The sequence below is a fragment of the Hymenobacter daecheongensis DSM 21074 genome (assembly GCF_900141805.1).
Classification (GTDB): domain Bacteria; phylum Bacteroidota; class Bacteroidia; order Cytophagales; family Hymenobacteraceae; genus Hymenobacter; species Hymenobacter daecheongensis.
In genome coordinates this window covers 289528-309637 of the sequence record NZ_FQYN01000001.1, presented here as the reverse complement: position 1 = coordinate 309637, position 20110 = coordinate 289528, and the positions used below count along the sequence as shown (strand labels likewise).

At 60.6% G+C, this 20110-nt stretch carries 18 protein-coding genes; 9 read left to right on the top strand and 9 right to left on the bottom strand.

Features of this window, described 5'->3' with window-relative positions; genetic code table 11:
• Positions 1–17: 17 nt before the first annotated feature.
• Together BUB62_RS01295 and mnmD are read right to left on the bottom strand one after the other, a co-directional pair.
• Positions 18–560 carry a hypothetical protein gene (locus BUB62_RS01295; RefSeq protein WP_073105184.1) on the bottom strand — a complete coding sequence of 181 codons (543 nt, stop codon included), beginning with the start codon at positions 558–560 and terminating at the stop codon, positions 18–20.
• A gap of 30 nt (positions 561–590) precedes the next feature.
• Positions 591–1265 carry a tRNA (5-methylaminomethyl-2-thiouridine)(34)-methyltransferase MnmC2 gene (gene mnmD / locus BUB62_RS01290; RefSeq protein WP_073105182.1) on the bottom strand — a complete coding sequence of 225 codons (675 nt, stop codon included), beginning with the start codon at positions 1263–1265 and terminating at the stop codon, positions 591–593.
• A gap of 90 nt (positions 1266–1355) precedes the next feature.
• Here mnmD and BUB62_RS01285 point away from each other — a divergent pair, with 90 nt between their 5' ends.
• Positions 1356–1784: a thioesterase family protein gene (locus BUB62_RS01285; RefSeq protein WP_073105179.1), complete on the top strand. Its 429-nt coding sequence runs from the start codon at positions 1356–1358 to the stop codon at positions 1782–1784.
• A 151-nt stretch (positions 1785–1935) separates the two neighbouring features.
• On the opposite strand, the gene BUB62_RS01280 is transcribed toward BUB62_RS01285, so the two are convergent.
• Positions 1936–2883, bottom strand: a complete 948-nt coding sequence (locus tag BUB62_RS01280) for a 3-oxoacyl-ACP synthase III family protein (RefSeq protein WP_073105178.1) — start codon at positions 2881–2883, stop codon at positions 1936–1938.
• Positions 2884–3045: 162 nt separating this feature from the next.
• Here BUB62_RS01280 and BUB62_RS01275 point away from each other — a divergent pair, with 162 nt between their 5' ends.
• Complete coding sequence (locus BUB62_RS01275; RefSeq protein ID WP_073105176.1) at positions 3046–3633, top strand: hypothetical protein; 588 nt, start codon at positions 3046–3048, stop codon at positions 3631–3633.
• A 194-nt stretch (positions 3634–3827) separates the two neighbouring features.
• Here the strand turns inward: BUB62_RS01275 and BUB62_RS01270 are convergent, their stop codons facing one another.
• The gene (locus BUB62_RS01270; protein WP_073105174.1) at positions 3828–4550 is read right to left on the bottom strand and encodes a head GIN domain-containing protein; all 723 of its coding nucleotides are present in this window, start codon (positions 4548–4550) and stop codon (positions 3828–3830) included.
• 297 nt (positions 4551–4847) lie between these two features.
• Positions 4848–5264: a winged helix-turn-helix transcriptional regulator gene (locus BUB62_RS01265; RefSeq protein ID WP_084538730.1), complete on the bottom strand. Its 417-nt coding sequence runs from the start codon at positions 5262–5264 to the stop codon at positions 4848–4850.
• 179 nt (positions 5265–5443) lie between these two features.
• Here BUB62_RS01265 and BUB62_RS01260 point away from each other — a divergent pair, with 179 nt between their 5' ends.
• From BUB62_RS01260 to arfB, 3 genes are all read left to right on the top strand, one after another.
• On the top strand, positions 5444–6361 hold the full coding sequence (locus tag BUB62_RS01260) for an NmrA family NAD(P)-binding protein (protein ID WP_073105171.1): 918 nt from the start codon (positions 5444–5446) through the stop codon (positions 6359–6361).
• Between the two features lie 112 nt (positions 6362–6473).
• Positions 6474–6950, top strand: a complete 477-nt coding sequence (locus BUB62_RS01255; protein ID WP_073105169.1) for a nuclear transport factor 2 family protein — start codon at positions 6474–6476, stop codon at positions 6948–6950.
• A 139-nt stretch (positions 6951–7089) separates the two neighbouring features.
• Positions 7090–7497: an alternative ribosome rescue aminoacyl-tRNA hydrolase ArfB gene (gene arfB / locus BUB62_RS01250; RefSeq protein ID WP_073105166.1), complete on the top strand. Its 408-nt coding sequence runs from the start codon at positions 7090–7092 to the stop codon at positions 7495–7497.
• 61 nt (positions 7498–7558) lie between these two features.
• Here the strand turns inward: arfB and mgtE are convergent, their stop codons facing one another.
• Positions 7559–8944 (bottom strand): magnesium transporter, encoded by a 1386-nt coding sequence (gene mgtE / locus BUB62_RS01245; RefSeq protein WP_073105164.1) that lies wholly within the window; start codon positions 8942–8944, stop codon positions 7559–7561.
• 163 nt (positions 8945–9107) lie between these two features.
• Here mgtE and BUB62_RS01240 point away from each other — a divergent pair, with 163 nt between their 5' ends.
• The 3 genes from BUB62_RS01240 to BUB62_RS01230 all read left to right on the top strand — a co-directional run bounded on the left by BUB62_RS01240 (position 9108) and on the right by BUB62_RS01230 (position 12797).
• Positions 9108–9929, top strand: coding sequence for a cyanophycinase (locus tag BUB62_RS01240; RefSeq protein WP_073105162.1), 822 nt, complete (start codon positions 9108–9110; stop codon positions 9927–9929).
• Between the two features lie 135 nt (positions 9930–10064).
• Complete coding sequence (locus BUB62_RS01235) at positions 10065–11342, top strand: OmpP1/FadL family transporter (protein ID WP_073105160.1); 1278 nt, start codon at positions 10065–10067, stop codon at positions 11340–11342.
• Between the two features lie 21 nt (positions 11343–11363).
• Positions 11364–12797 carry an SGNH/GDSL hydrolase family protein gene (locus BUB62_RS01230; protein WP_073105157.1) on the top strand — a complete coding sequence of 478 codons (1434 nt, stop codon included), beginning with the start codon at positions 11364–11366 and terminating at the stop codon, positions 12795–12797.
• A 55-nt stretch (positions 12798–12852) separates the two neighbouring features.
• On the opposite strand, the gene BUB62_RS01225 is transcribed toward BUB62_RS01230, so the two are convergent.
• Entirely contained in the window at positions 12853–13875 is a 1023-nt protein-coding gene (locus BUB62_RS01225; protein WP_200799888.1) for a YpdA family putative bacillithiol disulfide reductase, read from the bottom strand.
• A 168-nt stretch (positions 13876–14043) separates the two neighbouring features.
• Between BUB62_RS01225 and BUB62_RS01220 the strand changes: the two genes are divergently transcribed.
• Positions 14044–14520: a lipocalin-like domain-containing protein gene (locus BUB62_RS01220; protein WP_073105155.1), complete on the top strand. Its 477-nt coding sequence runs from the start codon at positions 14044–14046 to the stop codon at positions 14518–14520.
• A 158-nt stretch (positions 14521–14678) separates the two neighbouring features.
• Here BUB62_RS01220 and polA read toward each other — a convergent pair whose 3' ends face one another.
• On the bottom strand, positions 14679–17552 hold the full coding sequence (gene polA, locus BUB62_RS01215) for a DNA polymerase I (RefSeq protein WP_073105153.1): 2874 nt from the start codon (positions 17550–17552) through the stop codon (positions 14679–14681).
• A gap of 103 nt (positions 17553–17655) precedes the next feature.
• Positions 17656–20079, bottom strand: a complete 2424-nt coding sequence (locus BUB62_RS01210) for a hypothetical protein (protein WP_073105942.1) — start codon at positions 20077–20079, stop codon at positions 17656–17658.
• Positions 20080–20110: the final 31 nt, after the last annotated feature.

The following is a 20110-nucleotide window of genomic DNA, read 5'->3' as shown; positions in this document are numbered from 1 at the left end:
AGAAGCTGAGCAATGCCTTAGTCGGCAATATGGTATGATCCGCTACCTATAAAGTCGAACCCGCTGTCAACGCCCGGGCATCTGATGTAGGCCCAGCCTTTGTTGCCGATAAGCTGATTTATTCTGTCAGCGTAAGGCTGGAAGTCATCTTCGGCATCGCTTAAATCCTCTCCTGTAACGGTATCCAATAAAGCTTCAAAATTTCTTATGTCAAGAATGAGCAATGAGCCCGAATCAGTCCCGAAAGTGGTAATGGTTTTATCAATAGAAAGACGTTCCTGCTCTTCATCGTCGTGGTCGAAGAACTGGATTCTTTGTACAGCCAACGCAAACATTGGCCTTTGGTCGGTGTACTTATATCCCAGCAGGTTCGCCCCGCCATAGGGAAAGAATCTTTCCTCGAGCATCTGAACGAAATCGACGGACTCTTTCAGCGAATCAAATTGTAGCTGGCCGTATTCATCTTTGATGGTATCCAGATACAGCGGGTCAATGAATAGCAGATGCCCGGACAGGATCTGTAATTCTGCTGAAGTGCCTTGGGATGAGAACTGCTGCAAACAAGCCTGATTTTATAATGAGAAGCTTTATTACTTCCGCGCCCGCGTCATCTCGCGCTTGCCCGCCGGCCCGGCCAGCTTTTCTACCTGCCAGCCGGCAGCTTTTAGGCTGCGGCGGAAGCTGCCCTTGGCACAGTAGCTAACCAGCACGCCGCCGGGAGCCGCGGCCTCGTAGAGCTGGGCAAACACCGCATCCGTCCACATATCCGGCTGCTTTTCGGGGGCGAAGGCGTCGAAATAGATAACGTCGTAGGTTTGTTCGCAGAGCGAGGTTTCCTGTAGCGCGCCGGGTATCTTATGGAGGGCGAACCGCGTGGTAAGCGCCACCGGCACCGACCACGCCGCCGCGTGCAGCTGCTGCTGGTAGTCGAGCAGCTCGGGGTTCAGGATGTAGCGCTCGGCCCCCAGCTGGCCGATAACGGCGGCCGAAAGCGGGTTTTTCTCGATGGTGTCGTAGAAAATGGGCTGCGCGGCGCTGAGGCTGCGCTGCAGGGTGAGCAGGGCGTTCAGGCCGGTACCAAAGCCGACTTCCAGCACCCACAGTGGACTGTTGCTCACGCTGAGCTGAGGCTCCAGCCCGGCCTGCAGATAGACGTGCTGCGCTTCCTGCACCGCGCCGTGCATGGAGTGGTAGTGCTCATCGAGGGCCGGCACATACAGCGTGCTCGAACCGTCGCCGGTCGTGCGAACTTCTACTTCAATCATAGCGGCTGGTTTTCGGTTGTAGGTGGGAGGTCCTTCCGAAGCGAATCGTTAAGATACGAGGCGTAACGAACAAGTAAACATATCTGCCGCATGGCCCGCCTAAAAATTCTGTTACCCAGCTACTTCCCGCACACGGTAGCGCTGCCCGTCCGCATCACCGATCTGAATTACGGCGGCCACCTCGGCAACGATGCCCTGCTCAGTCTGCTGCACGAGGCCCGCGTGCAGTTTTTGCAGCACCTCGGCCAGCGGGAAGTTGACCCCGAAACGCGCCTGGGTATTATTATGGCCGATGTCGGCATCGAGTACAAAGGCGAGGCCTTCCACGGCGACGTGCTGCACATTCAGCTGGCCGCCACCGACGCGCACAGATACGGCTTCGACGTGGTGTATTGGGTGAAAAACCAGGCCGGCAAGGAAATAGCCAGGGCCAAAACCGGCCTGCTGCTCTTCGACTACAACACCCGCAAGCTGCGGACTATGAGCGAAGAAATGCGGCAGCAACTTGTTGGTATATAGTGATTTGAACAAAAATCGTCTGTCATCCTGAGCGAAGCGAAGGACCTTATGACGGTAGAACGAATCACTACACAGCTTGTCGTTCCCCTCTCATAAGGTCCTTCGCAAGCTCAGGATGACAGGCCATTATAAATAACTGACTATAAACAAACTACGCTTTCAGCAGCATAGCTCCATAAGAATACCCGCCGCCGAAAACCGTGATAATTATCCGCTCACCGGGTTTGATCTGGGGGCGGTGGTCGGCGAGGGCAATGGCGGCGCCGGCGCAGCCCGTGTTGCCGAGGTACTCGATGTTGGAGACGGCGCGTTCGTCGGGCAGGCCCAGATTTTCGAGCACGTTGCGGGTGATGCGCAGGTTGGCCTGGTGTGGAATCAGCCAGTTCAAATCGTTTACCGCTAGCTGGTTGCGGTCCAGGATGTCGCGCGTTACACGGGCCATGTACTGGCAGGCGTGAATGAACACGTCCTTGCCGTGGGGCATGATGATGCCGCGCTCCACGGGCTTCAGCGTCACGGCCGTATCGGCTTTGCCCACGCTGGCCGCGCCGGCCGTTATCAGGTCTACCATGCGCAGATCGGTGGGGGCGAGGCGCTCCTTGCTGATGAGCAAGGCCGCCGCGCCGTCGCCCCAGAGGTGGCCCGCCACGGTGTCGTCTTCGTTGTAGTAGGCCGTGTTGTGCTCACTCACCACCACCAGCGCCCGGCTGGCCTTGCCCATGGCAAAATAGCCCTCCACAATCTCAATGGCATTCAGCAGCGACGAGCACGCCGACGACACGCTGACCACCGGAATATCGGCCACGTCCAGGTCGCGCTGCACGGCGTGGGCCACGGTATAAATTGTGTCGTGGGGCGTGTAGGTGGCCCCCACAATCAGGTCGATGCTTTCTTTGGCGAATAGCGGAGCCTGCGCCAGCGCCCGGCGGGTGGCCTCCAGCGCCATGGTGTTGGTGTTTTCGCCCGGCCCGGCCTTGCGCCGCTCATGAATGCCGGTGCGTTCCATTATCCATTTGTGCGAGAGGCCGTTGAGCCGGGTGAAGTGCTCGTTGGTAACAATTTGGGCGGGCAGATAGGCCGCTACCTGATGGATATACACGGGTGGAAACAGGGCTGAGAGGGGCAGAAAAAATGCGGACGCAAGGTACGGGGTTGCCGAATACCAGCGGGACGTATGGCAGCCCGGCCCGTACTTTGCAGGGGCCGCCGCGCGTTCAAACGGCGCACTGTCGTCCAGGTTTTCCGTATTCCGCACAATATTATGACGTTCCGCTCCGCCCGCCTTGCCGGCCCTGTACTGCTTTTGCTCGCTGCTCTGGTGTCCGCGCCGGCTGCCCAAGCCCAGAAATACCGCACCGCCGTGGGCCTGCGGCTGGGCAAAGACAACTACGGCCTCACCGTGCAGCAGAAGATATTCGAGAAAACCACGCTAGAGGGCTTGGCGCTGGTGTCGCCGCGCGAGGTGAGCGGCACTGTGCTGGCCGAGCGCCATTTCGGCATTCTCGGCCCCAGCCTCAACTACTACCTCGGAGCCGGGGCGCACGTGGGCAACCACAAGGACGACGGCGCATTCGGCGGTTTCGACGCGCTGGCCGGCGTGGAGTACAAAACCGCGTTTTTTCCCTTCGTGCTGTCATTTGATATAAAGCCGACCGTGGAAATAAACTCCGCCGACTGGGCGCGTTTTCCCGCTGCCTTTTCGGTGCGCTACGTGCTGATTAAGGAGAAGAAAACCGGCCTGTTCAACGGCTTGTTCGGCAGCGGCAAAGACCGGGAGAAGGACAAGGAGAAGCCCCGCAAAGAGCGTAAATCGGAAGAAAAGCCCCGCCGCGGGCTGTTTGACTTTTAGAGCGGACCCGCAAAATCGTCTGTCATCCTGAGCTTGCGAAGGACCTTCCTCTTCGCCCATGCGAAGCCTCTTTAAGTGAGCAAAGCCCTTTACCGTTGCAGCGGTAAAGGGCTTTGTGCGTTGAAAAGCGTTTTCAGGGCAGTGGAGGAAGGTCCTTCGCAAGCTCAGGATGACAGACGACTTTATTCTGCCGCCTAGCTTTTGTGCACCCGGCCGCTGCCTACGGTGGAGCTGCTTACTTTGGGGTTGCCGGTCACGTACACGTCGCCGGAGCCCACAATGCTGGCCTCCAGGCTGCGGGTGGCGTTCAGGTAACAGTCACCGGAGCCGCTGATGCTGACGCGGCAGACTTCGGAGGTCACATTCGGGGCTTTGATAATGCCCGAGCCGCTGATGCTTATCTCGTGCTGCGCCACGCTGCCTTTGCCCAATCCGATGGACCCCGAACCCGAAATGGACGATTCCAGCTTATCGGCCCGCACCTGGCCCAGCTCCAGCCGGCCCGAGCCGCTCAGCGACAGACTCAGCGTGGCAGCTTTCACGCCCGCGGCGGCCTTCATGCTGCCCGAGCCGCTCACGCTCAGCGCGTTGAGGATGGGGGCGGTGACGTAGACCGTGACGCTGCTTTTGAAGCGGTAGCTCATCAGCTGGCTGGCTTCGCGCACGGTATTGATGCGCAGGCGGCTGGCCCGCACGGTGGTTTCCAGGTGAGCCAGATCGTCGGCGTCGCCTTCCACTTCCACCTTCTGCGGGCTGCCCTGCACCAGCACCACCAGCACTGAGTTGGCCAGACTTACTTCCGTGAAAGTGCCCACCGGCCGCACTTCGCGGCTCGCGGAGGCCGCGACGCTCCGGGAGCTGATGAGGGTGAAAAATCCGAGGAGACAAACCAGCAGGCAGGAGGGCAGCGTTTTCATGATGGGGAAGATGGTTGAGGTGAGACGATGCCAGAAAGATGCCGCAACGGCCCAACCCGTTGCCTGCCGCGGAGGAGATTGGTAGAATATCAAACAGCAACCCACCAGCCGCAGAGCGGCGACAGGTTTGTAGTAAGTCGACACAACGGATGAAAAGCCGCGTAGCGGTGACAGAACCGCCCGAACGACTCTGTCACCGCTACGCGGCTTGGTTCCTTTACCCGTTTTGATTCTACAAACCTGTCGCCGCGCTGCGGCTGTGCTGCGGTGGTCCGATCAACTCTTGGCTTGCCGGAGTTAGCTACCCGACGTTTCCGGGCCTTTGGGCGCGGCGCAAGTGCTGCCGTCGCGCCGCAGATACTCGTGGCCCCACACCAGCAGGGCATCCAGCAGCGGGCTGACGCGGCGGCCGTGCTCGGTGAGCGTGTACTCGACCTTGGGTGGCACCTGCTGATATACTGTGCGCTGCACGATGCCGTCCAGCTCTAGCTCCCGCAGCTCCTGAATCAGCATCTTCTCCGTGATTTCGGGCAGCAGCCGGCGCAGCTCGCCGTAGCGGCGGGTGTTCTGAAGCAGGTAAGAGAGGATCAGCAGCTTCCACTTCCCGCCCAGCACATTCAGCGTGGTGCGTACCGGGCAGAAGTTGAAGGGGCCGGGTTCCACGGCGGTTTGCCAGGCTGCTTCCGCCACTTGCTGCTTTGTTTGCTTTTGCATCGAAATGAAATAAGCTGATTGTCAGCATTACTACCAAAAAAGTAGGTGCCGTACTTTTTAGTAGGTACTTGCGAAAGGCGAAGTTAAGCTATTTCCTTTGCAGCAGCCGCAACGTAGCAGTGCCCGAGCCTGGCAGTGCGGCTTTTTCTTGTACTTTATCACCCTAAGCCTTCCCAAGTATGACCAAGCACTTTGTTATCACGGGCGCTACCGGCCACATCGGCACCGCCCTCGTTCATGAGCTGCTGCGCAAGGGCTACCGCGTGACGGCCGTGGCCCGTCCCAGCGCCCGCCTGGATGCCCTGCGCGCCGCCGGAGCCGAAACCCAAGCCGGCGACCTGCACGACACGGCCTTCCTCACCGAAGCTCTGCGCGGCGCCGATGCTGCCTTCCTGATGATTCCGCCTAACGTGACGGCCCCCGACGTGCTGGAGCACATGCGCCAGGTGGGCGAAAGTGTGGCCCAGGCCGTGCGGGCCGCCGGACTGAAGCAGGCCGTGCACCTGAGCAGCATCGGCGCCGACCTGTCCGGCGGCACCGGCCCGGTGGTGGGCCTGCACCGGCAGGAAGCCCGTCTCAACCAGATAGAAGACCTGCGTGTGGCGCACCTGCGCCCAGCGTATTTCATGGAAAACCTGCTGGCCAACGTGGGTCTGATTCAGCACATGGGCATCATGGGCTCGGGGATGCGGCCGGAGCTGGCCTTTCCGATGGTAGCTACCAAAGATATTGCCGCCAAAGCGGCCGAGCTGCTGGAGAAAGCCGATTTTGCGGCCGGCGCGGTGCACTACGTGCTGGGTCCGCAAAATTACAGCCAGCAGGACGCGGCCCGCGCCATCGGTCAGGCCATTGGCCGGCCGGAGCTGCCCTACGTGCAGTTTCCCTACGAGGATGCCAAGAAAGGCATGATCGGGGCGGGCCTCTCCGAGAGCATGGCCGGCCTCTACGACGAGATGACGCGCAACATGAACGAGGAAAAGGTGATGGTGCGGGAGCCGCGCACGGCCGAAAGCACCACGCCTACCACGCTCAGCGAGTTTGCGCAGCACGTATTCGCGCCCGCCTTCCGCGGGGCTACGGCCGCGCAGCCGGCCTAGGCGGTTGGCATTTGCTCCAGACAGCGCCTCCCGGAATTCCGGGGGGGCGTTGTTTTTTTGTGCAGTTTTGGCGTTCTGCCCACTGGTTTGCTCCGGGCTCATTTCCTGTATCATGCATCCGCACGAAGAACTGCTGCACCGCTTCTACCAGGCTTTCCAGCGCCGCGACTATGCGGCCATGGCGGCCTGCTACCACCCGGAGGCCACTTTCGAGGATGCCGCCTTTCAGCTGCGCGGCCCTGAGATAGGGGCTATGTGGCGGATGCTCTGCGAGCGGGGCAAAGACCTGGCCCTCACCTACGACCACATCCGTGCCGACGACGCGCAGGGGCAGGCCGTGTGGGATGCCCGCTACACGTTTTCGCAAACCCGCCGGCACGTGCACAACCACGTAGCGGCTCACTTCACGTTTAAAGACGGCAAAATCCTGCGGCATCACGACCAGTTCAATTTCTGGCGCTGGTCGCGGCAGGCGCTGGGGCCGGTGGGCTGGGTGCTGGGCTGGTCGGGGTTTTTGCGGCAGAAAGTGCAGGCCAGCGCCCGGCAGGGGCTGGCGCAATTCATGGCCCAGCGCGGCATAAGCGGGTAGGGCTTGGCCACCCAACGTCGTTTCCCGCAGAGGTACGCAGAGGTTTCGCCGAGGAACGCAGAGCTCGCCTATCTTCAGCCCTTCAGCACATTCCCAAATCAGCAAATCAGCACATTTTCACATTAGCACATCAACCCCCATGCTGCCGCCCGCCGACGCTTTTTTGCCCGAAGTTCAGTTTCAGACCAGCCGCAGCAGCGGGCCGGGCGGGCAAAACGTGAACAAGGTGGAGTCGCGGGTAGAGCTGCGCTGGCGGCTGGCCGAGTCGGCGCTACTGAGCGACGAGCAGAAGCAGATGCTGCTGCAGAAGCTGGCCTCGCGCCTCACGGCCGAGGGCGAATTGCTGGTGGTGGCCCAGGAAGACCGCAGCCAGCTGCGCAACAAGGAAACGGCGCTGCTCAAGTTTCATCAGCTGCTGCTCAAAGCGTTGCACAAGCCCAAAGCCCGCAAGGCCACCAAGCCCAGCAAAGGCGCCGTGCGCCAGCGCCTCGAATCGAAGAAAAAGCACGGCGAAAAAAAGGCCAACCGGAGAAACAAGGAGGAATGAACAATGAAGTATGAGCAACATCGCTTAGCGGGAATGGAGCACTTCCTTATTGCTCACTACCTCAAAGCAGCGTGCCGCGTAGCACCAGCGTAGCCACCGAGAAGTATATAATCAGCCCCGTCACATCGACCAGCGTGGCCACAAACGGGGCCGACGAGGTGGCCGGATCGAGGCCCAGGCGCTTCAGCAAAATGGGCAGCATAGCCCCCGACAGTGCCCCCCACAGCACGATACCCAGCAGCGAAAAGCCCACCGTGACGGCAATCAGCTGCCAGTAGGGGCCAAAGTAGCCGGGGTCGATGTACTTGGCCCACAGCACGATGCGCATAGCGCCCACCACGCCCAGAATGCCGCCCAGCGCCAGCCCCGACAGCAGCTCGCGGCGCAGCACCAGCGCCCAGCCGCCCACTGTAAACTCGCCCAGGCTCATGGCTCGGATGATGAGCGAGGTGGCCTGCGAGCCGGCATTGCCGCCGGCCGAAATTATCAGCGGAATAAACAGCCCCAGCACCGCCGCCCGCTGTAAGTCGTCTTCAAAATGGTGCATGGCCGAGGTGGTCAGCATCTCGCCCAGCAGCAGAATAACCAGCCAGCCGGCCCGCTTCTTAATCATGCCCCAAATGGACGTGGCCAAGTACGGCTCATCCAGCGCCTCCGAGCCGCCCAGCTTCTGAATATCCTCCGTGTCTTCCTCTTCCCGGATGTCGAGAATGTCATCGATGGTCACGATGCCGAACAGCACGCCCTCGTCGTTCACCACGGGCAGCGCTACCCGGTCGTTCTTGCGAAACACGTCGATGGCCGCCTCCTGGTCCTGCATGGCGTTCAGCTTCACGTAGCGGCGGTCCATCAACTCGCTCACGCGGCGCTCGGGGGGCGAAAGCAGAAACTCGCGGATGCGGATATCGTCAATCAGCACGCCGCGCATATCAGTCACGTAGAGCACGCTCAGCGTTTCCGACTGCCCGCCGTGGCGGCGAATGTAGTCGAGTACCTGCTGCACGGTCCAGTTTTCGCGAATGGCGATGTAGTCGGGTGTCATCAGGCGGCCCACCGAGTATTCGGGGTAGCCCAGCAGCTGCAGCGTCACCTTGCGCTCGGGCTCCGAGAGAGTCTGAATCAGCTCCTTTACGAAGTCGTCGGGCAAAAATTCCAGCAGCGCCGTGCGGTCATCCGGCGACATCTCGTTCAGAATGTCCGATATCTTTTCCTGCGTCAGGTTGGCCAGAAAGTGCTTCTGCACGTCCAGCTCCAGGTATTCGAACACCTGCGTGGCCAGCCGCAGCGGCAGCAGCCGGAAAATGATGAGCTGCTCGCGCTCCTCCTCGGCCTCTATCAGCGCTACCAGCTCCGAGGGCTCGAAGCCCTTGAGAATCTCCTTGAGCTTAAAAAACTCGCCCTCCTGAATCAGGGACGTTATCTGGTCGGTGGTCGGGTGCTGATTCATTAAAAAACGGGGCAGTTTCTCGCTAGGCAGGAAGGTTTGGTCCGAAAACGGGTGCGCAAAAATAGCCGAAAAAAACGCCCCCGGCCACTTACCGCTGCGCCACCACCGCCTGCGTTGGGCCGGCCCTCGTACATTTGAGCCGCGCCTTTCCCTTTGCCCCGCCATGCCCCAGCCATCTGCCCCGCCCCTCGGAACGCTCGTTGCCCTCGGCGGCGGCGACGACGATGCCATGCTGGCCCTGCTCAGCGACCTGCTGCCCGCGCCCGATGCCCGCATCGAAATACTGGCCATGGCCGCCTCCGATGCCACCGCCACCGGCACGCGCTATATCCGGGCCCTGCGCGAGCTGGGCTGCTCCCACGTGCGCCACCTCACCATCGACGAGCGCCACTCCGCCGACAAGCCCGCCACCCTGCGCCGCCTGCAGGAGGCCAGCCTGCTGTTCTTCACCGGCGGCGACCAGGAGCTGATTACCGAGAGCCTGCACGGCACCGAGTTTTTGCGCCAGCTGCTGCACCGCTACCACACCGATGCCGGGTTCTTCGTGGCCGGTACCAGCGCCGGCGCCTCCGTGCTCGGCGACCAGATGCTGGTGGGCGGCCACGGCTGGCGGGCCTTGCGCAAGGGCGGCATTCATACCGTGCACGGCCTGGGTCTGGTGCCACAATTGCTGCTCGATCAGCACTTTGTGGAGCGCGGCCGGTTCGGGCGGCTGGCCCACGCGGTGCTGGTGCACCCTATGTGCCTGGGCATCGGGCTGGCCGAGGAAACCGGCATCATCATTCGGGGCGGCAATGAGGCCGAGGTGTTCGGCGACGGCGTGGTGATGGTGGTAGATGGCCGCCACCTGCGCGGCAGCAACCTGGGCCGCGTGGGGCGCGGCGAGCCCGTGGCCGGACAAGATTTTCGGGTGCACTTGCTGGTGGCCGGTCAGCGCTTTCTGCTGCGCCCCCGCCAGGTGCTCGAAAACGGCGAAAACAGCTGATTTAGCTGCAAGGCAAACTCATAAATATTCTATCTTGCGGCGCTACGGAAATTAGTCGGCAAGCCGACTACTCAACCGATTTTCTCCCTACATTTAGTGCCAACAACCCCAAAGTCCCACTTTTCTCTCTTTCATATGAAGTTCAAATCTCTACTCCTCGTGGGTGGCGCGCTGCTCACAGGCACGGCCGCTTCGGCGGGCGGCTACCAAGTAACGCTGGCCGGACAGAAAAACAACGGCATGGGTGGCGTCGGCGTTGGCCTCTCGCTCGATCAGGCCGCCATGTTCTACAACCCCGGCGCCCTGGCCATGGTGAAGGAGCGCGGCGTGCAGCTGGGCGTAAATGGCACCATTGCCCGCCAGGCGTTCCGGGCCGAAAACGGCAGCACGCAGCGCGAGCTGCAGAACACCACCACTACGCCCTTCAACCTGTACGCCGGCTTCGGCCCGACCGAGGGTAAATTCCGCGCCGGTATTGCCGTGTACACGCCGTTTGGCAACAAGCTGCAGTACGCCGACGGCTGGGAAGGCCGCTTCGCCCTGACGCAGATTGACCTGAAGGCCATCTACGTGCAGCCCACATTCAGCTATGCCGTGACGGAAAACCTGAGCGTAGGAGCCGGCCTGATGGTGCTGGCGCTGGGCTCGGTGAACCTGCAGCGCGACGTGCCTTCGCAGGACAGCGAGGGTAAGTTTGGGAGCATTGAGCTGGACGGCAAGGCTAAAAACAAGCTGGGCTTCAATGCCGGCGTATTCTTCAAGCCCAGCGAAAAGCTGAGCCTGGGCATCAGCTACCGCTCCAAGATTGACGCGCAGGTAGAAGACGGCGACGTGACATTCACGGGCCTGTCGAATACGGCGGCGGCGTCTTTCCAAGCCACCAAGTTCAATGCTACGCTGCCGCTGCCCGCTACCACCAGCATCGGTATCGGCATCATGCCCAATGAGAAGCTCACCATTGGCCTTGATGTGAACTTCGTGGAGTGGAGCGCCTACCGCACTCTGCGCTTCGACTTTGATAAGCCAATATCGGATTCAAAAACCGGCTTGCCGACTACTTTCAGCGAATCGAAGCGCAACTACGACGATGCGCTGACCTTCCGTATCGGTGGCCAGTACCAAGTAACCAGCGGCCTGACCGTGCGCGCCGGCGGTACTTATGACAACTCGCCGGTGAAAGACGGCTTCCTGACCCCCGAAACCCCCGATGCCGACCGCATCACGGGTACGCTGGGGGCTTCCTACAAGTTCGGGGAGAAGTTCAGCGTAGATCTGAGCACGCAGTTTGTGAACCTGAAGAAGCGCACCATCACGCAGCAGGACCTGCTCAACAACGGCACCACGGACCGCGTGGCCGGCACTTATAAGACCCAGGTAGTGGTGCCCGGCATCGGCCTGAACTACACTTTCTAATCCTGACTTTCTTCTTTTGCCATGAATACGTCTTTCCTTAAAAATTCCCTGCCGGCGCTGGCACTTCTGGGTCTGGCCGCGTGCCAGCCCGAGCTGGATGCTCCCACCGTTGATAAAGGCTCCGCCGATTTCTCCCGTTACATTTCCATCGGCAACTCGCTCACGGCGGGCTTCGCAGACAATGGCCTGTATCTGGAGGGCCAGCAAAGCTCGTATCCCAGCATACTGGCTCAACAGTTTAGCGCAGCTGGTGGCGGGGAGTTTGTACAACCGCTTTTTCCAGCTGATAAGGCGAATGGGTCAGGTTTTGTAAAACTGCTCAGCATCGACGCGAGCGGTTCACCCGTCACGACCACCGTGCCGGGCAACGCTGGGCGCAACCCAGGTGCCGCCGACAAGGCGCCGTATGTACGCTTCGACCAGCCTATCAACAACCTGGGCATACCCGGAATCCGGATGGTTGACGTGCAGACCGCAGGCTATGGTAGCCTTGCCGGTAACGCGTATTTTGAGCGCATTACGCCAGTTGCCAACCCGTTGGAAACATATTTTCAGCGCGTGAAGCGTGAGGCGGCTACGGCTACCTTCTTCACCACCTGGCTCGGCAGCAACGATGTTTTGGGCTACGCCACGGCCGGGGGAGCATCTCCAACGGCGACGGTGCCCTCGTCTACTACTGACACTTCATTTATCCGCAAGTCGGCCCGCATTCTGAATGTGCTGACGGCTAACGGGGCCAAAGGGGTAGTTTCGACGGTGCCGGACGTAACGGGAATACCGTTCTTCACAACGGTAGGACCACGCCTGAAGGCCAACCTGATAGCCAAGAACGTACCGGGCATGGTGCTGCAAACCGGTTTCAACCCCGGCGGCCCTACCACCGCCAACCGCAAGCCCATTGCTACGACCGACATTCGGGATGCCAGCGGAGGACGCCAGTTGTTCACGCTAGGCGGCTCCGCGGCCGCTGGCCTGATTGGTACGGCTACGGGCAAACCGTGGCGCGACGTATACAAAGCCAGTGGCAATCCACCGGCCGGTTTTGGCGCCTTCCTCACTACCTACGGTGTCGATACAACGGCCCTTTTTGGTGTAACGGCTCAAAACCCCTTCCCGAGCGCCTACGTGCTGGATGATGTCGAGCAGGCCACTGTAGCCACCGCCACAAACTACATCAACTCTACGCTCCGCACGCAAGCCGCTGCCAAAAACCTGGTGCTGTTCGATGTAAACGTCTTTTTTGCGGGAGTAGCACTTAACGGCTATGCCACCAACGGGGTCAACAATAACACGAGCTACATCCGGGGCAATATATTCTCACTCGACGGTGTTCACCTAACCCCGCGTGGCAATGCGGTTATTGCCAATGAGATGATCAAAGTCATCAATGCGAAATACGGCTCAACCCTGCAGCAGGTAGATCCGAACACGTATCGCGGAATTCTTCTGCCTTAGTGGTGGCAGTTGGTAGCAAAAAGCCCTTTCCTGGTTTCAGGAAAGGGCTTATTGTTTACATAAGAGCCTGTTGTCCCCGGTCAGCCAGCTGCCCGGCAATGACCTGGGCGTGGTGCCGGCCATTCTCGATAAACCAGCGGCTGGTGTTCAGCCCGCCGCACACGGTGCCGGCCAGATACACGCCGGGGCGGTTGGTTTCGAAGGTTTCCTCCTGGTGCCAGGGCGTGCAGGCCGCGTCGGGGCGGGTGTGAATGCCCAGGGCCGTGAGCAGGCCGTAGTCGGGGTGGTAGCCGGTGAGGGCGTAGATGAAGTGGGCCGGAATGTGCTGCGGGCCGGCCGGAGTCAGCGCCCGCACGCCGTCGGCCTCAATGGCCTGAATGGTGGTGTTGAAATGCGCCGTGATGCGGCCTTCGGCAATGCGGTTCACGAGGTCGGGCCGGATCCAATATTTCACCGACTCCGATATTTCTGCGCCGCGCACCAGCAGCGTGACCTGCGCCCCGGCCCTGGCCAGCTGCAAGGCGGCTTTGGCGGCCGAGTTTTTGGCCCCAATCACTACCACGCTTTGCCCTGCGTGGGCGTAGGGCTCCTTGTAGTAGTAGCTCAGGTGAGGCAGGTCTTCGCCGGGCACGCCCAGGCGGTTGGGCACGTCGAAAAAGCCGGTGGCCACAATGACGTAGCGCGTACCGAGGCGGCCTTTTTCGGTCACGACTTCGTAGGCGCCCGGCTCGCCTTCGAGAGCCAGCACCCGCTCGTAGAGGCGCAGGGTAAGGTTTTCGCCCGCGGCTACGCGCCGGTAGTAGTCCAAGGCATCTTCGCGCAGGGGCTTATAGTGCGCGGTAGGGAAGGGGTAATTGCCGATTTCGAGCAGCTCGGGGGTAGAGAAGAACTCCATGTTGGTGGGGTAGCCCACCAGCGAGTTTACCAGCGCGCCCTTCTCGACCACGCACACCCGGAGGCCCCGGCGCTGCGCTTCCAGGGCGCAGGCCAGCCCCACCGGCCCGGCCCCGATAACGACAACATCGAACAGCGCGGCGGGCGCAGCCGGAAAAGCAGATTCAGCGAAGGTAGCGGGCATAGTAGCTGCTAAACTCCGGGCAGGGCGCTGGGGTTTCGGCCGCGGCCGGCCCGGCCCGGCTGCGGGAGAACTATACTTTTCTACTCCAGTCGATTGATGTAATTTTGGCCGCCGGATATCGTTAGCCGGTTACATACTTTCCCTCAATTCATTTTTACTTCGTTCCTAATGAAGAATTCCTCCCTCCTGCTAGGTGCGCTCCTGCTGGCAGTCCCGTTCACGGCGTGCAAAAAAGACGACGACAAGGCGCCATCCAAAGCCGACACGCTGACGGCCAAAAGCTGGCAGCTGACGGCTTCGACCATCACTATTGTAGAGCCGGGCAGCCCCACGACCACGGAAGATGCCTACAAAGCACTGGATGATTGCGAGAAGGATAACTTTATGAAGTTCAACTCGAACAAAGTGCTCGAACTCAACGAGGGCAAAACCAAGTGCCAGACCAGCGACCCGCAGGTGCAGTCCGGCTCCTGGGACATCAACGCCGACCAGACCAAGCTGTACCTAAACAACGCCAGCATGGGCGGCAGCCTGGCCGCGCAAATGGACATCGTAGAGCTGTCGGACTCGAAGCTGGTGCTGAAAAGCGTGGTGGTGGAGGACGGTGCCACGGCCACTTACAACCTGACGTTCAAGGCGCTCTAAGCTTGCCTGTAGTTCTTATAAACAAGCCGGCCGGCTGCTTATTCGTAAGCGGCCGGCCGGCTTGTTTATAAGTGGAAATCGAGACGAAGAAACAGCCGCATAGCAGCTATCCAGCTGACCGCACAGATGATGCGCAGCGCCATTTTTCGGGCCTCCATCTAGTGCGCCTGCAGCCAGTTCTGGCCCGTGCCTACTTCCACCTCCATCGGCACGCTCAGCGGCAGCGCCCCGATCATCAGTTCCTGGATGCGTGGAATCACGTAGTCCACTTCCGATTTGGGGGCGTCGAACACAAGTTCATCGTGGACCTGCAGAATCATTTTGGTGCCCAGGTTTTCCTTGTCCAGCCACTCATGGATGCGGATCATGGCGATTTTGATGATGTCGGCTGCGGTGCCCTGGATGGGGGCGTTGATGGCGTTGCGCTCGGTGAAGCCGCGCAGCGTGGCGTTGCGCGAGTTGATGTCGCGCAGGTAGCGGCGGCGGCCGAGCAGGGTTTCGGCGTATTCCAGCTCCCGGGCCTTGTTGATGCTGGCGTCCATGAAGGTTTTCACGGCCGGAAACTCCTGGAAATAGGCCTCGATAATATCCACGGCCTCCTTGCGGCCGATGCCGAGGCGCTGGGCGAGCCCGAAGGCCGAGATGCCGTAGATGATGCCGAAGTTGACGGTTTTGGCCTTGCGGCGCATTTCGCCATCTACCTCGCTCAGCGGCACTTTGAATACCTTGCTGGCCGTGCTGCTATGAATGTCGATGTGGTTGCGGAAGGCCTCGATCATGGTGGCATCCTGCGAAAAATCAGCCATGATGCGCAGCTCGATCTGGGAATAGTCGGCGGCGATGAGCACGTGGTCGGCGTCGCGGGGCACGAAGGCCTTGCGGATTTCGCGGCCTTTTTCGGTCCGGATGGGGATGTTCTGCAGGTTGGGATTGGTGCTGCTGAGGCGGCCGGTGGCCGTTACGGCCTGGTTGAAGCTGGTATGCACGCGGCCATCGAGCTGGCACACCAGTTGGGGCAGGGCCTCCACGTAGGTGCTGCGCAGCTTGGTGAGCTGGCGGTATTCGAGGATGAGGCCGGCAATAGGGTTGTCGAGGGCCAGCACACTCAAGATTTCCTCGCCGGTGGCGTATTGCCCGGTCTTGGTTTTCTTGATTTTGCCCCCGCCCAGGCCCATTTTGTCAAACAGCACTTCACCCAGCTGTTTGGGCGAGCCGATGTTGAACTCTTGGCCCGCGGCGGCGTAAATCTGCTGCTCCAGCTCCGTGATGTAGCCCTGCAGCTCGGCCGAATACTCGCCCATCGCCCCCGAGTCGATGCGCACCCCCTCGTATTCCACGTCGGCCAGCACCGGCACCAGCGGGTTTTCCACCTCATTCAGCAGCTTCAGCAGGTTCAACTCCCGCAGCTTAGGCTCGAAGACGTGCTTGAGCTGCAGCGTCACGTCGGCATCCTCACAGGCGTAGTCCGAAACTTCCGCTGGCGGCAGGTCGGCCATCGTTTTTTGGTTCTTGCCTTTCGGGCCAATCAACTCGGTGATGGAAACGGGCGTGTAGTGCAGGTAGGTTTCGGCCAGCACGTCCATGTTGTGGCGCATGTCGGGCTCCAGCAGGTAGTGGGCCAGCATGGTATCAAACAGCGGCCCGCCGATGCGGATACCGTAGTGCTTCAGGATGGTGAGGTCGTACTTTATGTTTTGGCCTACTTTGGTGATGCCGACGTGCTCCAGAAACGGCCGAAACTCATCTACCAGCGCCTGGGCCGCCGCGTCGTCGTTCTGCGGCACGGGCACATAGTAGGCCTCGCCGGGCAACCAGCAGAACGAGAGGCCCACCAGCCGCGAGGTCATGGTATCAAGTCCAGTCGTCTCCGTATCGAAGCTGACTTCGGTCTGGAGCAGCAGAAACTTCAGCAGCTCCCGGCGCAGCTCGGGCGTGTCGATGAGGTGGTACTGGTGGGGCACCTCGGCCAGCGTGCGGCGCGGGCCGGTGGGAGCGGCGCTGTGCTCGTCTTCCTCGATAAACTCGGTGAGGCCGGGCGCGGGCGCAAACAGCGAAGCCTGGTGGCCGGCCCCGGTGGGCACCAAGCTCTTGGTGCCCTTTACTGGCCCAATGGGCGTGGCGGAAGTGCGCACGGGGCCGGTTTTGAGCACCCGCGCGGCCAGCTGGCGAAACTCCAACTCGTCGAACAAGGCCGTGAGCTTTTCCTCGTTAGGAGCCGAGCAGCACAGCTGTTCGGGCTCGAAGGGCAGAGGCACGTTTACATGAATAGTGGCCAGCTCCTTGCTCATCAGGCCCTGCTCGGCGAAGTTGCGCACGTTTTCCTGCTGCTTGCCCTTCAGCTCGTCCACATGCGCAATCAGGTTTTCGACTGAGCCATACTTCTGAATCAGCGTTTTGGCCGTCTTCTCGCCGATGCCCGGAATGCCGGGTATGTTGTCGGAAGCATCGCCCTGCAGGCCCAAGATGTCAATCACCTGTTCAGCCCGCTCCACCTCGAAGCGCTTCAGCACGTGGTCCAGATCCAGAATTTCGGCCGCATTGCCCATAAAGGCCGGCCGGTAGATTTTGATGCGGTCCGTGACGAGCTGGCAGTAGTCCTTGTCGGGCGTCATCATGTAGATTTCCTCGAAGCCATGGGCTTCAGCCCGCTGGGCCAGCGTACCAATCACGTCGTCGGCCTCGTAGCCTTCCAGAATGAGAATGGGAATGTCGAAGGCCTCGATGATCTGCTTGATGTAGGGAATGGCCGTGCCGATGTCTTCGGGCATGGCTTGGCGCTGGGCCTTGTAGGCAGCAAACTGCTCGTGGCGGAAGGTTTTCTTGGGCCCATCGAAGGCCACGCCGATGTGGGTGGGCTTTTCCTTCTGCAGCACCTCCACCAGCGTGTTGGTAAAGCCCAGAATGGCCCCGGTGTTCATGCCCTTGGAGTTGATGCGCGGGTTTTTGCTGAACGCAAAGTGCGAGCGGTAAATCAGGGCGAAAGCGTCGAGCAGGAACAGCTTGCGAGGGGCGGCGGCAGTGTCGGTGGTCATAAGGCGAAGGTACGGAAGGCGGGCGGGGGAGGTAACAAAAAAGGCCCTCGCAGGAGAGCCTTTTTTAGGAATACTGCCCAGAAGGTTGATTGCTGCTCTACCGCTACAACGTCGGCTTCACTTCCAGTATAACACTGGTGCTGCCCGCCAGCCCGTTGGCCGCTAGGCCCTGCACCAGCACAAGGTAACGCCCGGCTTGGTCGCCGGTGTAGAAGTCCAGCTTGGCGGCCCCGGCCCCGGTAGTGGCGAGGTTTGGATTCCAGTAGAGCAGATTGCGCAGGTCGGGCAACCGGCTTTGTTGTTGCGCCGGCGTGTCATAGCGCGGCGCGTAAAATTCGCGCTGATGCTGGAGGCCCTCATATTGCTGCACCAGCACCCGCGGATCAAGCGGAAAGCCTTCCAGGTCGCCTTTGTAGGTGGTGTAGCTCACAATACCATCGTAGATAGAAGGCCCATGAAAGTAGCGGCTGTCTACTACTTCCAGCTTCTGAATCTTGAGCGGATCCATGGCCATCATCTTGTTGAGGTTGAAGATCGGTACGCCATCTAGCAAAACCATCGGGTTTTCGGAAAGCACCGTCTTGTTTACCTTATCAAGCACCAGAAAGTGAAATCCATCCTTGTGAATGCGCACCACCACACCGGGCACGTATTCGCGCATCACTTCTTCCAGCACCTTGAAGCGCGTGTACTTGTCGAGCAGATATACCTCATCGGGCTTACCGTAGAAGGCAGTGCTATCGGCGGCGGGCACGCGGTAGTGGTTAGTAAATTTGCCCGAGTACAGCTTCTGCACCTGGGCCTGAAAGTGGCGACGGGTGATATCGGACCGGAAACGGATGGCAGGCGCAGTATACGTTCCGGCCGTTGGGGCAAATCGGGTGGAGAAAGCTGACAACAGCTCAACGCGACCCGTCGTATCCTGCTTCGGGTCGGTCTGCACCACAAGGTCATGGGAGCCGCTCACGTCGCCCAATTCAAAATAAAGCAGCCCATTTGCGGTGCTAGTAGCGGGATTCAGCCGGATAATGCGGCTGGGACTGGTCAGATAGGTGGTGATGCCGGGTAGCGGCCTACCTGTGCCCGGCTGCGTGAGCCGGGCGCGGAGCAGCGGGCCATTCAGTTCCGGCAAGTACTCGAAGGGGGTGGGGGCAAAAACCTGCTCCCACCGAAACCGGCTCCAGCCCTGCGTCAGCATCAGATTGTCGGCGGCAGCGGCGGCAGCTGGGTCCGGCGTAAGATAGTAAGCCGGGTTTTCCACATGGCCTTTCAGGTCGGCCTGCAGCCAGAGGTAGCTGAGTATGTCCGGCGTAGGCGCCGTAGTCAGCGAATCGAGCCGGTATACCGCCATCGAGAGGCTGGCTGCAAGCGGCTCAGGGGCAGGAGTGCCGGCTATGGAAGTGGTAGCAAGCTGCACGCTCACCCGGTCGCGGCTGACGTATTGCTTTTTGTCCAGTGCGGCTACGATGCTGAGCGCCGCCTGGGGGCGTTGAAAGTAAAGCCGCTCGCACAGGGGCTGCCGGGCCGCATTGAATAGGGTGAAATGCGAAATGCCTTCGGCCAGCTGAGATTTGCTCAGGCTGAAGACAGCGTGGCCGTTGATAAGCTGGGCCTGCAGCGCCGTGGCGGCGTGTTGGCGGGCGTGCGCCAGCAGAAAAACGGTTTCCGGCTGCAGGCTGGTGCTGGTCACCGTGAGCAGCACCTGAGTCGCTTGGTCATCCAGATGCAGCACGTAGCCCTGGGGCTGGGCCGCCGGTAGCTTATGGCGCAGCACTGGCTTGCGGCCCAGCGCAACCACGGCCGTATAAGTATTGCCCGCCTTCGGGGTGAAGCGGAAGCTGCCCATGCCGAAGCGAAGCGTCTGAAAGGTGCCGGCCACGTTGCCCTGCTGGTCGAGCACCCGGCCTTCTGCGGCCATGCCCACTCCCGCTCGGTCCGTCACTTTGAAGGCCACTTGGCTGCTAAGCCCCTGCACCAGGTGGCCACCTTCCGGAAAAAACTCCACTGCGTAAGCCGCCGAATCTTTGGAAGTCGCGGTGCCCGAGGCGGTGAAGGTGTTGACCACCGTCACCGTACTATGAAAATAGTAATCGGGAGCAAAGTTTTTCATCCAGCTAGTGTAGGCCCGCACTGTGTAGGCCCCGGAGGGTAGTGCCGTCGGCAGCACGAAGGAGCCCTGGCCCGTGGCCTGCCGGAGCGGAATTTTGCCCTGCAGCACGGGGCGCTGCTCTTTGTCCAGCACTTCCACGTAAGCCACCGTGCTCAGGGGCAGGGGCCGCGCGTGGGTTCCATCAACGGCGTACACCTTGAACCACATTGTTTCGCCGCTCAGGTAAAGCGGCCGGTCGAGGTGCAGAAACAGCTTTTCCGTGGGGGCAGTCTGCTGATAGCGGTCCAGCCGGCGGCGGAGGCTGCTTAGCGAGTCCGCGGTCTGGCCGGCGGCGGTGCCGGCCAGCGTCAGCCAGAGCGGAAGGACCAGTACTAAAAGGCGAGTACCACCAGCGTAAAGCTTAGAATAAGGGCGCATGGTATAGAACAAAGACCAGGATCGAATAAAA

Bases quoted from the DNA above. Each gene is read 5' to 3' on its own strand.
- BUB62_RS01270 (WP_073105174.1), bottom strand. From the start codon at position 4,550: ATGAAAACGCTGCCCTCCTGCCTGCTGGTTTGTCTCCTCGGATTTTTC.
- BUB62_RS01210 (WP_073105942.1), bottom strand. From the start codon at position 20,079: ATGCGCCCTTATTCTAAGCTTTACGCTGGTGGTACTCGCCTTTTAGTA.
- mnmD (WP_073105182.1), bottom strand. From the start codon at position 1,265: ATGATTGAAGTAGAAGTTCGCACGACCGGCGACGGTTCGAGCACGCTG.
- BUB62_RS01265 (WP_084538730.1), bottom strand. From the start codon at position 5,264: ATGCAAAAGCAAACAAAGCAGCAAGTGGCGGAAGCAGCCTGGCAAACC.
- BUB62_RS01255 (WP_073105169.1), top strand. From the start codon at position 6,474: ATGCATCCGCACGAAGAACTGCTGCACCGCTTCTACCAGGCTTTCCAG.
- BUB62_RS01235 (WP_073105160.1), top strand. From the start codon at position 10,065: ATGAAGTTCAAATCTCTACTCCTCGTGGGTGGCGCGCTGCTCACAGGC.
- arfB (WP_073105166.1), top strand. From the start codon at position 7,090: ATGCTGCCGCCCGCCGACGCTTTTTTGCCCGAAGTTCAGTTTCAGACC.
- mgtE (WP_073105164.1), bottom strand. From the start codon at position 8,944: ATGAATCAGCACCCGACCACCGACCAGATAACGTCCCTGATTCAGGAG.
- BUB62_RS01260 (WP_073105171.1), top strand. From the start codon at position 5,444: ATGACCAAGCACTTTGTTATCACGGGCGCTACCGGCCACATCGGCACC.
- polA (WP_073105153.1), bottom strand. From the start codon at position 17,552: ATGACCACCGACACTGCCGCCGCCCCTCGCAAGCTGTTCCTGCTCGAC.
- BUB62_RS01225 (WP_200799888.1), bottom strand. From the start codon at position 13,875: ATGCCCGCTACCTTCGCTGAATCTGCTTTTCCGGCTGCGCCCGCCGCG.
- BUB62_RS01230 (WP_073105157.1), top strand. From the start codon at position 11,364: ATGAATACGTCTTTCCTTAAAAATTCCCTGCCGGCGCTGGCACTTCTG.
- BUB62_RS01220 (WP_073105155.1), top strand. From the start codon at position 14,044: ATGAAGAATTCCTCCCTCCTGCTAGGTGCGCTCCTGCTGGCAGTCCCG.
- BUB62_RS01240 (WP_073105162.1), top strand. From the start codon at position 9,108: ATGCCCCAGCCATCTGCCCCGCCCCTCGGAACGCTCGTTGCCCTCGGC.
- BUB62_RS01275 (WP_073105176.1), top strand. From the start codon at position 3,046: ATGACGTTCCGCTCCGCCCGCCTTGCCGGCCCTGTACTGCTTTTGCTC.
- BUB62_RS01285 (WP_073105179.1), top strand. From the start codon at position 1,356: ATGGCCCGCCTAAAAATTCTGTTACCCAGCTACTTCCCGCACACGGTA.